Raw genomic sequence first — 13,168 nt, 5'->3', positions numbered from 1 at the left:
GATCCGGACCCGGAACACGTGACATGACCCGAACCGCACCTTCCTCCACAGACGGTGACACGACCAGGAGGGCCCGCTCGTCCGGCAGTGGAGCGGGCCGCCCGGGAATCCTCTGGGCAGTCCCCGCCGCCGTCTTCTTCGGCTTCTTCGCCATCGTCCCGCTCATCATGGTCGCCGTACTCTCCTTCGCCGGCTGGGACGGTCTGAGCGACCCGGAATTCGTCGGCCTCGACAACTGGAGGACGCTTCTCGACGATCCCGTCGTGATCAAGAGCCTCTGGCTGAGCGTCCTGCTCACCGTGGCCGGGGTCGCCGTCCAGACCCCACTGAGCATCCTGCTCGGGGTCTGGGCGGCGGGGCACCAGCGCAACCGTGCCGTCCTGTCCGCCATCTACTTCGTCCCGATGCTGCTCTCCGTCGCGGCCGTGTCCGTGCTGTGGCGCGCCGTCCTCGACCCCAACCTCGGTGTCCCCGCGCAGGCCACCTGGCTGTTCGGCGACGGCAACCTGTTCGGGAAGCAGGCCACCGCGATCGGCGTTCTGGTCTTCGTCAGCACCTGGCAGTTCACCCCACTGCACACGCTGATCTACCAGGGCGCGGCACGTGCGGTGCCGCGGGTCCTCTACCAGGCGGCGCAGATCGACGGCGCGGGCACGGTACGGCAGTTCTTCCACGTCACGCTGCCGCAGCTGCGCAATTCGATCATCACCTCGATGATCCTCATGGTGGTCGGCGGGCTCACGACCTTCGACACCGTGCTCATCCTGACCCAGGGCGGACCGGGGAGCGACACCACCATCACCGCGTACTACATGTACCAGAAGGCGTTCAAGAGCTTCGACTACGGGGCGGCGTCCACCATGGCCCTTCTGCTGGTCCTCGTCTCCACGGTCATCTCGCTGATCATGGTGCGGCTCTCGGGGTACGACAGGATGCGCAGCACCATGGAGGGACTGTGAGGAAGAGCCGTCCCAACTACTTCGCCGGCTTCGGCTCGCTGGTCTGGCTCCTCGTGGTGGGGCTGCCGCTGTACGTGATGCTCGTCGCCACGTTCCAGACGCGCCCCGACTACGCGGCGAACGGCCCGCTGTCCTTCCCCGAGCACTTCACGCTCGACAACTACGCCAACGACCTCAACGGCGGCTTCGCGCAGTACTTCCTCAACACCGTCATCGTCACCGTGTGCGTGGTGGGCATCGTCGTCCTCCTCGTCCCGCCGCTGGCGTACACCATCGTCAGGAGCCGGGGCCGCGCCACCACCACGGTCTTCCGGCTGTTCCTCCTGGGTCTGGCGATCCCTTCGCAGGCGGTCATCGTCCCGATGTTCTTCGTCATCAGCGAGGCCGGCCTCTACGACCACCTGATCGGCGTCATCCTGCCGACGGCGGCCTTCGCCATGCCGGTGTGCGCCTTGATCCTCACAGGCGTGATGCGGGACATCACCCCCGATCTGTACGAGGCGATGACGATGGACGGCGCCTCGTCCCGGCGGGTCTTCTTCCAGCTGGTGCTGCCGCTGTCCAGGAGCGGGATCTCGACGATCGTCGTCTTCTCCGCGCTCCAGGCATGGAACGGCTTCCTCTTCCCCCTCGTCCTGACACAGTCGGCGGAGACCAAGGTGATCACTTTGGGGCTCTACGACTTCCAGACGGAACACGGAGTCGACACCCCGGGCCTGCTCGCCGCCGTCGTCCTGTCCATGCTCCCCATCCTGATCGTCTATCTGTTCGCACGCCGTGCCCTGGTACAAGGGCTGATGGGAGTGGGAGGAAAGTGACCGCCAACATCGACAAAGCCGGCGCGCGGACACCCGCCGGGAACACCGGAACCGGGGCGCCGGTGTCCGGCGCCCCGGCGGACCGCCTCACCGGGCCCTGGCACGATGCCGCTCTCACTCCCGGGGCCAGGGCCGACGCCCTGATCGCCGCCATGACCCTCCGGGAGAAGGTCGCCCAGCTCTTCGGCGTCTGGGTGGGCGCCTCCGACGAGGGCGGCGAAGTCGCTCCGTTCCAGCACGACATGGAGGAGCCCGTCGCCCTCGACGACCTTCTTCCGGACGGCCTCGGCCAGCTGACCCGCCCGTTCGGAACGGCCCCGGTCGACCCGGCCGTGGGCGCCCTCTCGTTGGCGCGCACCCAGGAGCGCATCGCTGGGGCGAACCGATTCGGTATACCGGCGATCGCCCACGAGGAATGCCTTGCCGGCTTCGCCACCTGGGGCGCGACCGCCTACCCGGTCCCGCTGTCCTGGGGAGCCACCTTCCACCCCGAGCTCATTCGCGAGATGGCCGCCGCGATCGGCCGTGACATGCGCTCCGTCGGCGTGCACCAGGGGCTCGCCCCCGTCCTCGACGTCGTACGCGACGCACGCTGGGGCCGCGTCGAGGAGACGATCGGCGAGGATCCGTACCTGGTGGGGACGGTCGCCACCGCCTACGTGCGGGGACTGGAGTCGGCCGGGGTCGTCGCCACGCTCAAGCACTTCGCCGGGTACTCCGCCTCACGGGCCGGCCGCAACCTCGCCCCCGTCGGCATGGGCGCGCGGGAGCGGGCCGACATCATCCTGCCCCCGTTCGAGATGGCCGTACGCGAAAGCGGCGTACGGTCCGTCATGCACGCCTACACCGACACGGACGGAATCCCCTCCGCGGTCGACGGACCGCTGCTCACCGGTCTCCTCCGCGACACCTGGGGCTTCGGCGGGACCGTCGTCGCGGACTACTTCGGCATCGCGTTCCTGAAGACGCTGCACGGTGTGGCGGGGACCTTCGGAGAAGCGGCCGGCGCCGCGCTCGGCGCGGGTGTGGACGTGGAGCTGCCGACCGTCAAGACATTCGGCGGCCCGCTGACCGACGCGATCGCCCAGGGCGTCGTACCGGAGGCGCTGGTGGATCGTGCGGTACGCCGAGTCCTCGTCCAGAAGGCCCAGTTGGGGCTACTCGACGCGGAATGGAGGCCGGTGCCGCCGGTGCTCGCCTCAGGCGCGGACGGCTCGGCGGACGGAGACCCGGAGGCGCTGCGCGGGACCGTCCGGCTCGACACCGACGAGAACCGCGCGCTCGCCCGCCGCGTCGCCGAACAGGCCGTCGTGCTCCTGCGCAACGACGGCACCCTGCCGCTGGCGGCGGACGCGGCCGCCGGCGCCCCCGCCCGTATCGCACTCATCGGGCCCAACACCGACACCCCGACGGCCGTCCTCGGCTGCTACGCCTTTCCCGTCCACGTCGGGGGCCAACACCCCGAGACCCCGTTCGGCATCGAACTGCCCACCCTGCGCGAGGCGTGCGCGGCCGAGTTCCCCCACAGCGAGATCGTCACCACGCGGGGCGCGGACATCGACGGCCCGGACACCGACGGGTTCGGCGAGGCCGCCGAACTGGCCAGGAGCGCCGACCTCGTGATCGTCGCACTCGGCGACCGGGCCGGTCTCTTCGGGCGCGGCACGAGCGGGGAGGGCTGCGACGCGGAGAACCTGGCGCTCCCCGGCGTCCAGCAGCAGCTGCTCGACACGCTCCTCGACACGGGCACCCCCGTCGTCGTCACCCTGCTCGCCGGACGTCCCTACGCCCTCGGGCGGGCGGCGGACGAGGCAGCCGCGATCGTGCAGTCGTTCTTCCCCGGCGAGGAAGGAACGAGGGCCATCGCCTCGGTGCTCAGCGGCCGCGCCGAACCCTCCGGCCGGCTGCCCGTCAGCGTGCCGCGCCACCCGGGCTCCCAGCCCTGCACGTACCTGGCGGCGCGGCTGGGCCACTCCAGCGACGTGTCCAGTGTCGACCCGACCCCGGCCTTCGGATTCGGCCACGGACTGACGTACACCGCGTTCGAGTGGGGCGACCTCGTCGTGGAGCACGGAGAGGCTTCGACGGAAGGGGAGTTCACGCTCTCCTGCACCGTCCGCAACTCCGGTGCCCGGGAGGGGACCGAAGTGATCCAGGTGTATCTGCACGACCCCGTCGCCTCCGTGGTCCAGCCCGTTCAGCGCCTCATCGGGTACGCACGCCTCGACCTGGGGCCGGGACGGGCGGCCAGGGTGCGCTTGACGGTCCCGGCGGACCTCGCGTCCTTCACGGGCCGCGACGGCCACCGGATCGTCGAGCCGGGCGATCTCGAACTGCGGCTGAGCGCGTCGAGCACCGACCCGCGCCTCACGGCCCGGGTCACGCTGACCGGGCCGGTGCGGACGGTCGACCACACCCGTCGGCTGCACATGGGCACCGCGACGGAGATTCTCATGGAGGCGCCGTAGCCCGGCGCACACCGGCGGGAGCGGCCTTCCGGGTGGCCGCACCCGCGTCCCCCCACATCTCCGCCAGGACAAAACGCTCTTTAAGGCCACCGTAAGTCGGCCTTTAGGAACGCTCCGCACGATGACGCCGGGAGCCCATGAACACCTGAGGAAGGACCGCGATGGACATCCCGGACATCCATATACGCTCGGTCGGAAGCGCTCTTCCCGGCCCGCCCATCGACAACTCCGCCCTCGCCCGCCGCTTCGGCATGGACGCGCTGTGGGAGCAGTGGGTGGACGCGTTCATCGGCACCCGCTCCCGGCATCTGGCGATCGACCTGGACTCCGGTGACCTCGCTTTCTCCCTCACGGAGCTGGCGGCGGAGGCGGGCAGCCGCGCGCTGGTCGCGGCCGGGCTGGAGCCCGGTGAGATCGATGTGCTGGTCATGGGTACCGCCACCCCCGACCAGCTGATGCCGGCCACCGTCAATCTCGTCGCCGACCGCCTCGGCATCAACGACGTACCGACCTATCAGCTGCAGTCCGGCTGTTGTGGCGCCGTGCAGGCACTGGACGTCGGCCGTCGGATGCTGCAGTCGGCCGGGCACACCAACGCGCTGGTGCTCGGCGGTGACGTGTGTGCCCAGTTCTTCGACCTCGACGCCGACCTGATGAGCCTGCGGCCGGAGGAGCTCGTCAACGCGGTGCTCTTCGGGGACGGGGCCGGGGCGGCCGTGCTCACCACCGAGTCCGCCCCCGGGCGCCCCGCCATCCGCGGCGTGCTCAACAGGCTCACCGGGCTCGGGCAGGAGCCGGGACAGGTCCTGCGGTGGTACGGACCTGCCCAGGGCAAGCCCCCCGAGGGGGCCGGGGTCGCCGAGGACTACAAGGCGATCGAGGAGCGGGTTCCCGTGATGGCCGCGGAGATCATGGCGGAGCTGCTGGATGCGCTGGACTGGAAGCCGGACGACGTCGGTTATCTGCTGCCGCCGCAGCTCTCCGGCCGGATGACCGGGAAGATCGTCAAACAGCTGAACCTGCCGGGGGCCCGGGAGATCACCTGCGTCGCGGACACCGCCAACACGGGCAACGCGCTGCCGTTCCTCCAGCTCGAACGCCTCGTCGGTGTGCTGGAGCCGGGCGAGCGTGCCATCGGCATCGCTGTCGAGTCCAGCAAGTGGATCAAGTCCGGCTTCGCCCTGGAAGGGGTCTGAGCGTGTCCACCACGACCACCGGGCCCACCGAGGCGGCCGAGGAGCTGCGGTCCCTGTTCCGCGCGGGCCGTCTCGCCGCCGCCTACCCCGACCTGCCCCGGCTGCTGAAGGAACTGCCCGAGGACCAGCTGCTGCCCGCCGGGCAGCTTCTGAGCCGGATCGGGGCCGACGAGGTACTGCGGGCGCACCCCGGCCAGCCGACGATCACGATCGCGGTCACCGGCCATGGCACCCTCTCCGCCCTCGTCCCGGCGCTGACCGTGGAACTCGCCCGGCACGGGGTGCTGTTGAGGCCCTTCGTCGGTGAATTCGACTCGTACGTCTTCGAACTCGCGGACCCCGGCAGCGCGCTGTACGCGGCCGCGCCCGCCCTGGTCGCCTGTGTACTGGACGCGAAGGCCGTCTTCGACGAGGTGCCACTGCCCTGGACGCCGGGGGACGTGGCCAAGGCCCTCGAGGACAAGCTGAGCCTCGTCGAGCAGCTGGCCGCCCGCTTCGAGGCGGACGGCAGCGGCACGCTGCTGCTCAACACCCTGCCGCTGCCGCACTCCTTCGCCGCCCAGCTCGTCGACCACCGCTCGCGTGCGGTCCTCGGTGCCGTCTGGCGCGAGGCCAACGCCCGGCTGCTGAGGCTGGCCGAGCGCAACCAGGCCGTCGTGGTGCTCGACCTCGATCCGCTGATCGCCGAAGGCGTGCCGGTCAGCGACCCCCGGATGAGCGTCTACGCCAAGGCCCACCTGTCCACGGAGCTGCTGGCCCGCTACGCCCGCGAGGCCGCCCACCTGGCGCGCGGGCTGCTGGGCCGTACGAAGAAGGTCCTGGTCGTCGACCTGGACGAGACGCTGTGGGGCGGGATCCTCGGTGAGGAGGGGCCGGACGGCATCGAGGTGGCCGGCAGCTACCGCGGCGAGGCCTTCCACTCCTTCCAGCGCGTCCTGAAGCAGCTCGCCTCCCAGGGCGTACTGCTGGCCGCGGTGAGCAAGAACGACGCCGAGCCGGTGCGCCACGTGCTGCGCGACCATCCGGACATGGTTCTCCGCGAGGACGACTTCGTCCGCGTCGTCGCCAACTGGCGGCCCAAGTCGGAGAACATCAGGGAGCTGGCCCAGGCGCTCAACCTGAGCGTCGACAGCTTCGTTTTCATCGACGACAGCCCCTACGAACGCGGCCTGGTGACACGGGAGTTGCCGGAGGTCGCGGTCATCGCGGTGGACGGGGAACCGGCGCTGCACCCGGCGCGGCTGCTGAGCGACGGCTGGTTCGACACCCGGGACGTCACCGACGCGGACCGCGGCCGCACCGAGAAGTACCGCGAAGAGCTGGTGCGCACGGACTTCCTCCACACCTTCTCCTCCCTCGACGACTACCTGCGCGAACTGGGGGTGACGGTACGGCTCGCGGCCGTGGCCGAACGGGAGCTGCCCCGCGTCTCCCAGATCACCCTGCGCACCAACCAGTTCAACCTGACCACCCGCCGCCTGCAGCAGGCGCAGGTACGGCAGCTGGCCCAGGGCCCGGACACCCGGGTGCTGGCCATCCACTCAGCCGACCGGTTCGGCGACAACGGGCTGGTCGGCGCGGTCTTCACCCGCACCGTCGGCGAGCGGCTGTACATCGACAACTTCCTGCTCAGCTGCCGGGTCTTCTCCCGCGGCATCGAGCAGGCGTGCCTGGCGGCCGTGATCCGGCAGGCCGCCGGCTCCGGGGCCCGAGCCGTCGTCGGTGCGTACCGCAAGTCGGCGAAGAACGGCGTGGTCAAGGACTTCTATCCGCGTCACGGGTTCACTCCCGTCGACCGCACCGCGCTCGCGGAGCCGGGCGGGGCCGCCGCGGAGGCGGACGGCGACGACACGACGGAGTACTTCGTGCACCGCCTCGTCGACCCGCCGGCCGTGCCGGACCACATCAGCTTGACCGAGAGCTTCGAAGGGGACGCCTGGTGAACAGTATCGATGAGCTCATCGCGCTACTGCGCGACGAGCTGGGGCTGCCGATCGGCCCCGAGGACGCCACGCGGAGCCTGGACGAGCTGCCGGGCTGGGACTCGCTCCACCTGCTGTGGCTGATCACTTCCCTGGAGAAGCGGACCGGTCGCGCCCTGTCCATTCCCGACGTGCTGGAGGCCGAGAGCGTCTCGGCCGTGTACCGGCTGGCGGTGGACGCATGAGCGCCGCACCCGTCGCCCGGCAGCGCCGCCACACCCTGTACTTCCTGGACGAGATACGCGGCCACAAACCGGTGTTCCTGGACACCGAGGTCGACATGACCAGGATCGAGGAGCACCGCACCGCCGGCCGCCGGACCTCCGTCCTCAGCTATGTGCTGTACGCGGCGTCCCGGGTGCTCGCCTCGCATCCCGAGGCCAACGCGGCCATCCACGGCCGACTGCTGCCGAGGATCGCCCGCTACTCCTCGGTCAGCGGAAAGATCGCGCTGGACAAGCGCGTCGGCGGCCGACGGGTGGTGCTGGCCGCCGTACTGCCGCGCCTGGAGGAGACCGCCCTGAGCGAGATCCAACGACAGGTGGAGTACTACCGGGACGGCGACCCCGCCACGCTGCCCGAGTTCGCCGGGGTGCACACCCTGCACCGGCTGCCCTGGCCGGTGGCGCGGCTGGCCTACACCCGCACCGTGCGCCCCCTGTCCCGGCGCGCGGGGAAATTCGGGACGCTCGCCGTCAGCTCGCTCGGTCACCGGCCGGTGGACGGGTTCCACTCGGTCGGCGGCACCACCCTCACACTCGGCCTCGGCCGGGTCACCGACCGGCCCGTCGTGTGCCGCGACGCCGTGACGATCGCCCCGGTCATGCGGCTCAACCTCGCCTTCGACCACCGGGTGATCGACGGCGCGGAGGCGGCCGACATCCTCGGCGAGATCAAGGCGGCGCTGGAGGACTTCCAGGAGGACGCGCCGCCCGGTCCGGCGGCGTCGGCCGTGGTGGCCGGGAAGGGAGGCGGACGGTGAACGACGTCGACGAACTCAAGGAGTTCGTGATCGTGCACACCCGGGCCCAGAACCTGGACCCGGAACGCTGCCGGGCGCTGCTCGGCCGGATCGACAACGACCATGACGGCGCGGCCGGTTCATGGGCAGCGGAGTGGAGCCGGGACGCCGCCGAACTGGAGCGGGACGGCGATCTCCTGGAAGCCTGCCGCTACTACAACATGGCCCGCTTCCCCTACGTGGACGGCGCCGCTCGTGGCGCGGCGCTCGACAACTGCGTACGGGTCTTCGACCAGTGGCGGCAGGACCACCCCGACATCCAGCGGCTGGACGTGGAACTGGGCGGCGGGCGGGTGCGCTGCTGGACCTCGGGCCTGTCCCGGACCACCCCCCGGCCGCTGCTGCTGTTCATGGGCGGCATTGTCACCATCAAGGAGCAGTGGGCACCGGTCCTGGTGCAGGCCCGGCGGCTCGGCATGGCCATGGTCGTCACCGAGATGCCCGGCGTCGGGGAGAACACCCTGCGCTACGACGAGGACGGCCCGCGGATGCTCGGCGCCGTCCTGGACGCCCTGGCCGACCGGGCGGACGTCGGACACACCTACGCCGTCGCGCTCAGCTTCAGCGGCCATCTCGCGCTGCGCCATGCCCTGGACGACCGCCGGATCCGCGGCATCGTCACCTCGGGCGCTCCGGTCAGCGACTTCTTCACCGACACGCAGTGGCACTCGACGCTGCCCCGGGTCACCGTCGACACCCTCGGCCATCTCGCCGGGACCAAGGGCGAAGAGGCCCTGGCCCGGATGACCGACTGGGCCCTCACGGACTCCGAACTGGCCTCGCTGGACATCCCGGTGGCCTATCTGGCCAGCCGGCGGGACGAGATCATCCCGCCGGGGGAGACCGCACGGCTGCGCCGCCGGCTGCGCCACCTCGACATCCTGGAGAACGACGACGTGCACGGATCACCCAACTACGCGGTCGAGGCGCGGCTGTGGACGGTTCTGTCGGTACTGCGCATGCGCAGGGTGCACAACCTCCAGCGGGCGGCTCTCTCCGCCCTGCTGCGGCTGAGGCTGCGCGGCGCCCGGCGCCGGACGGCCGGAGCGGGCGCATGACCGGGGCGGGCCGCGGGGGGACCGCCCCGGTCGGCCTCGGCTTCGAGAACTATCTCGCCGCACCGCCGCCGGACGACGGCAGGCTCCGGCTGTTCTGTTTCCACCACGCGGGCGGCGGCGCCACGGCCTACTCCTCCTGGCAGCAGGAACTGGGCCCCGACGTGGTGGTGCTACCGGTTCAGCTCCCGGGCCGCGAGACCAGGGCCAGGGAACCTCGGATCACGGACATGGCCGAGCTGACCGGTGTGCTGGACCGGGTGCTCGGCCCGGCACTGCGCGCACCGTTCGCGTTCTACGGCCACAGCATGGGGGGTGCGGTCGCCTACAACCTGACGCTGGCGCGTCAGCGGCGCGGCGCGAGCCTTCCCGAACGGCTGCTGGTGGGGGCCTTTCCGGCGCCGCATCTGCCCGCGGTACTCGCTTCCACGGAGGAGATGTCGGACGAGGAGATGGCGCGGGTACTCGTCGGCATCGGCGGGATGTCCGAGATGATGCTGCGATACCCGGACTGGCTGACGGCGGCCACCGATCAGGTCCGTGACGACCTGCGGGTCTGCACCAGCTACGCTCGAACGGAGCTGCCGCTGCTCGCCTGCCCGGTCGAGGTCTTCTCCGGGGTGGACGATCCGCTGCTGCCCGCCGGGGACGCCGAGGCATGGGAGTCGCACGCCCCGGCCGGTTACCGGCTGCACAGGATCCCCGGTGGGCACTTCTTCTTCCGCGAGTCGCCCGGCGAGTTCTTCCACGCCCTGCGCGGCGCGGTGGCCCGGATGGCCACGGCGCCGCGCTGAGCGGTCCGCACGGGGCCGGTGCCGCCGGGCGGGCACCGGCCCATTGAAAAACGGAGGCACCCTCCGTATTGTGGGGGCATGCGATGTCAAGGATGGGCGCGCCATGCGTCCGGCGATGACGAAGGGCGGACCCGCATGCCGAACCAGCAATCCTCAGCGCTGCGCGTACCCGAGGCGGACGCCTCCGTGGACCCGGCCGAATTCCGGCGGGTGATGGGGCACTTCGCGACCGGCATCGTCGCGGTGACCGCGCACGATCCGCTCGACGGCGAGCCGGTGGGCCTGGCGGCCAACTCCTTCACCTCGGTCTCGCTCTCCCCGGCCCTGGTCTCCCTGTGCGTGGCCCACACCAGCACGACCTGGCCGCGCATACGTCGCGGCGGCCGCTTCTGCGTCAACATACTGGGGGAGCGTCAGCAGGCGGCCTGTGCCCAGCTCGCGCGCAGCGGGGGCGACAAGTTCCGTGATCTGGACTGGTCGGTCGCGCCCGGCGGTCTGCCCGTGCTCCCCGGCGCGCTGGCCCGCCTCGAATGCTCGGTGACGGCCGAACATCCCGCCGGTGATCACGTCATCGTCGTGGCCCAGGTCCACGCGATGGAGGCCGGACCGGTCGGCGGCGACGGACCGCTGCTCTTCTACCGCGGTGGCTACGGAGGATTCCGCGGCTGACGGCGTGCGGTGCCGGGCGCGTGGCGCCCGCGGTTCCCTGGCGCACGGCCGTTCCGGTCGACTGCTCCTGTGCGAGTACTTTGAGACACATTGTGGAGGTAAGAACCGCTTTAGGTCTCCTGGGCATGCTGGTGCTCGTCCTCACAGGTCCAGCCGCCGCGGTGAGGCCGCGCGGGAAGGAGCATTCGGATGTCCGTGAAAGAGGTCAGTGTCCTGCTGTGCGGAGGCCCTCTGGAAGGTGCCCCGGAGTCCGAGCGACTGGTCCGCGTCAGCGACCCGCAGCAGACCTTCAAGCTCTTCAAGGGAAACCGCTACGAGCACTTCCTGCCGTCGTCGGAGTCCCGTGTGGTGAGCGGCCAGGAGGTACCGGTCTTCCTCTGGAGCCACCGCACCTTCGTGGCCGAATAGCCGCCCCCGGCCGGTCGGCCCGGACATGGCGCGTCCGGTGGCCCGTCCCCACCGCCCGCTCCCGTGGCGGCGTGACCGCCGACCGGCCGTGCGGCACACCGTCTTAGATCGGCTTTAGACACGCTGCCCACCATCGGGCAGATGAGGAAATGGACCTTGGGGCGCTCGTCCGCCGGCGGCAGACGGGTCGGCACCCTGCTCGTGCTCGCCCTGCTCGCCGGGGCGGCGGGGACCGGATGCGGAACGGACAGTGGACGGGCGGCGGGAACGGGACTGATGGTCGCGGTGGAGGCCGAACCGGAGTGTCTCGACCCACAGGTGAGCCCCATGGACGTCACCGCGCTGGTCGACCGGAACATCTTCGACTCGCTGGTGGACATCACGCCCGACGGGACGGTCCACCCATGGCTGGCCGAACGGTGGACCGTCTCCGGGGACGGCCTGATCTACACCTTCCACCTCCGGGCCGGTGTGACCTTTCACGACGGCACACCGGTGAACGCGGCGGCGGTCAAGGCCACCCTCGACCACGCGGTCGACCCGGAGACCAAGTCCAACTACGCGGCGGGGCTGATCAAGGGCTACGCCGGTGCGGAAGCGGTCGACGAGCACACCGTACGGATCACACTCAGCCGGCCCAACGCCGCGTTCCTGCAGGCACTGAGCACCGCCTACCTCGGCATCCAGTCGCCGCGCTCGATCCGGGAGAACAAGGGCCGGCTCTGCACCAACCCGGTCGGGTCAGGACCGTTCCGGTTCACGGGCTGGACCAAGGGGCGTGAGATCACGCTTCGGAACTTCCCGCGGTACCAGTGGGGCCCGGCCTCGTCCAGCCACACCGGTCCGGCCCGGATCGACGGCCTCACCATCGCCTTCATCGCCGAGAACAGCGTGCGCTACGGCGCGCTGGCCAGCGGGCAGACCGATGTGATCGACGCGGTGCCACCGGAGCGGGTCAAGTCCCTCAGGACCGACGAGGACCTGCGCTACCAGCGCTTCGAAGCACCCGGCGGGGTCTACACGCTCTTCCTCAACACCGAGGGCGGGCCGCTCGCCGACGAACGGGTGCGGCAGGCGCTGCGCAGCTCCGTGGACGTCGGCGCCCTGGTACGGGCCGTCTACTTCGACCAGTACCGGCGGGCCTGGAGTCCGCTGAGTCCGTCGACACCGGGTTACGAACCGAAGACCCGCGACTCCTGGGACTACGACCCCGGGCGGGCGGACCGGCTGCTGGACGAGGCCGGCTGGACGGGGCGGGACGACGACGGCTACCGCACCAAGGACGGCCGCACGCTCACCCTGCGCTGGCCCGCCACCGCCTCGCTCCAGGCCGCCCAGCGCAACAGCCTGGCCCAGGGCATCCAGGCACAGGCCAAGGAGGTCGGCATCAAGATCGACTACGCGACGAAGGACGTCGGCACGTACACGAGCGAGGTCCTCGAACGCCGGCTGGACATCTTCGCCAGCAGCAACATCCGTGCCGACGCCGACATCCTGCGCACCAACTTCGCCTCGGACCAGAAGCCGATGCAGGGCGGCGGCAACATCTTCCACGCCGCCGACCGGCAGCTGGACCACTGGCTGAACGGCGGGATCACCGCCCTCGACAAGCGGTCCCGGGCCGCCGAGTACCGGGCGGCACAGCGCTACCTCGTCGACCGGGCCTTCGTCATCCCGATGTACGTGCCCGCCCACCTCGTCGGCAGCTCCGCCCGGGTACGCGGCATCACCGCCGACGGCCAGGCATACCCGCGGTTCTACGACGTCACCTTGGAGGAGCGATGAAAGGCGGGAACGA

Annotated in this window: 12 protein-coding genes; all 12 read left to right on the top strand. The window is 70.8% G+C overall.

What is annotated here, in order from left to right:
• The first annotated feature begins 23 nt into the window (after positions 1–23).
• The 12 genes from ACWC97_RS29500 to ACWC97_RS29445 all read left to right on the top strand — a co-directional run bounded on the left by ACWC97_RS29500 (position 24) and on the right by ACWC97_RS29445 (position 13,155).
• Positions 24–959, top strand: coding sequence for a carbohydrate ABC transporter permease (locus tag ACWC97_RS29500; RefSeq protein WP_352279090.1), 936 nt, complete (start codon positions 24–26; stop codon positions 957–959).
• Complete coding sequence (locus tag ACWC97_RS29495; RefSeq protein ID WP_385215960.1) at positions 956–1,777, top strand: carbohydrate ABC transporter permease; 822 nt, start codon at positions 956–958, stop codon at positions 1,775–1,777. The genes ACWC97_RS29500 and ACWC97_RS29495 overlap by 4 nt, the downstream gene beginning before the upstream one ends.
• Positions 1,774–4,245: a beta-xylosidase/alpha-l-arabinosidase gene (locus ACWC97_RS29490; RefSeq protein WP_450652576.1), complete on the top strand. Its 2,472-nt coding sequence runs from the start codon at positions 1,774–1,776 to the stop codon at positions 4,243–4,245. The genes ACWC97_RS29495 and ACWC97_RS29490 overlap by 4 nt, the downstream gene beginning before the upstream one ends.
• Positions 4,246–4,406: 161 nt before the next feature.
• Positions 4,407–5,441 (top strand): 3-oxoacyl-ACP synthase III family protein, encoded by a 1,035-nt coding sequence (locus tag ACWC97_RS29485; RefSeq protein ID WP_450652574.1) that lies wholly within the window; start codon positions 4,407–4,409, stop codon positions 5,439–5,441.
• A 2-nt stretch (positions 5,442–5,443) separates the two neighbouring features.
• Complete coding sequence (locus ACWC97_RS29480) at positions 5,444–7,384, top strand: HAD-IIIC family phosphatase (protein ID WP_450652572.1); 1,941 nt, start codon at positions 5,444–5,446, stop codon at positions 7,382–7,384.
• The gene (locus ACWC97_RS29475) at positions 7,381–7,608 is read left to right on the top strand and encodes an acyl carrier protein (RefSeq protein ID WP_352279086.1); all 228 of its coding nucleotides are present in this window, start codon (positions 7,381–7,383) and stop codon (positions 7,606–7,608) included. Before ACWC97_RS29480 ends, ACWC97_RS29475 begins: the two co-directional genes overlap by 4 nt.
• Positions 7,605–8,405 (top strand): 2-oxo acid dehydrogenase subunit E2, encoded by an 801-nt coding sequence (locus tag ACWC97_RS29470; protein WP_450652570.1) that lies wholly within the window; start codon positions 7,605–7,607, stop codon positions 8,403–8,405. Before ACWC97_RS29475 ends, ACWC97_RS29470 begins: the two co-directional genes overlap by 4 nt.
• Positions 8,402–9,502 (top strand): alpha/beta hydrolase, encoded by a 1,101-nt coding sequence (locus ACWC97_RS29465; RefSeq protein WP_450652568.1) that lies wholly within the window; start codon positions 8,402–8,404, stop codon positions 9,500–9,502. Before ACWC97_RS29470 ends, ACWC97_RS29465 begins: the two co-directional genes overlap by 4 nt.
• On the top strand, positions 9,499–10,293 hold the full coding sequence (locus ACWC97_RS29460) for a thioesterase II family protein (protein WP_352279081.1): 795 nt from the start codon (positions 9,499–9,501) through the stop codon (positions 10,291–10,293). The genes ACWC97_RS29465 and ACWC97_RS29460 overlap by 4 nt, the downstream gene beginning before the upstream one ends.
• A gap of 135 nt (positions 10,294–10,428) precedes the next feature.
• Positions 10,429–10,962 carry a flavin reductase family protein gene (locus ACWC97_RS29455; RefSeq protein WP_385215933.1) on the top strand — a complete coding sequence of 178 codons (534 nt, stop codon included), beginning with the start codon at positions 10,429–10,431 and terminating at the stop codon, positions 10,960–10,962.
• A gap of 189 nt (positions 10,963–11,151) precedes the next feature.
• A complete protein-coding gene (locus tag ACWC97_RS29450; protein WP_352279078.1) occupies positions 11,152–11,370 on the top strand; it encodes a DUF5988 family protein in 219 nt (72 codons plus the stop codon).
• Between the two features lie 141 nt (positions 11,371–11,511).
• Entirely contained in the window at positions 11,512–13,155 is a 1,644-nt protein-coding gene (locus tag ACWC97_RS29445) for an ABC transporter substrate-binding protein (protein WP_450652565.1), read from the top strand.
• Positions 13,156–13,168: the final 13 nt, after the last annotated feature.

Source organism: Streptomyces sp. NPDC001108, assembly GCF_053598535.1.
This window is presented reverse-complemented; position numbering and strand designations above follow the sequence as displayed.

Excerpts from the sequence above, each read along its gene's own strand:
- ACWC97_RS29460 (WP_352279081.1), top strand. The coding sequence starts at position 9,499 with ATGACCGGGGCGGGCCGCGGGGGGACCGCCCCGGTCGGCCTCGGCTTC.
- ACWC97_RS29470 (WP_450652570.1), top strand. The coding sequence starts at position 7,605 with ATGAGCGCCGCACCCGTCGCCCGGCAGCGCCGCCACACCCTGTACTTC.
- ACWC97_RS29455 (WP_385215933.1), top strand. The coding sequence starts at position 10,429 with ATGCCGAACCAGCAATCCTCAGCGCTGCGCGTACCCGAGGCGGACGCC.
- ACWC97_RS29500 (WP_352279090.1), top strand. The coding sequence starts at position 24 with ATGACCCGAACCGCACCTTCCTCCACAGACGGTGACACGACCAGGAGG.
- ACWC97_RS29450 (WP_352279078.1), top strand. The coding sequence starts at position 11,152 with ATGTCCGTGAAAGAGGTCAGTGTCCTGCTGTGCGGAGGCCCTCTGGAA.
- ACWC97_RS29445 (WP_450652565.1), top strand. The coding sequence starts at position 11,512 with ATGAGGAAATGGACCTTGGGGCGCTCGTCCGCCGGCGGCAGACGGGTC.
- ACWC97_RS29485 (WP_450652574.1), top strand. The coding sequence starts at position 4,407 with ATGGACATCCCGGACATCCATATACGCTCGGTCGGAAGCGCTCTTCCC.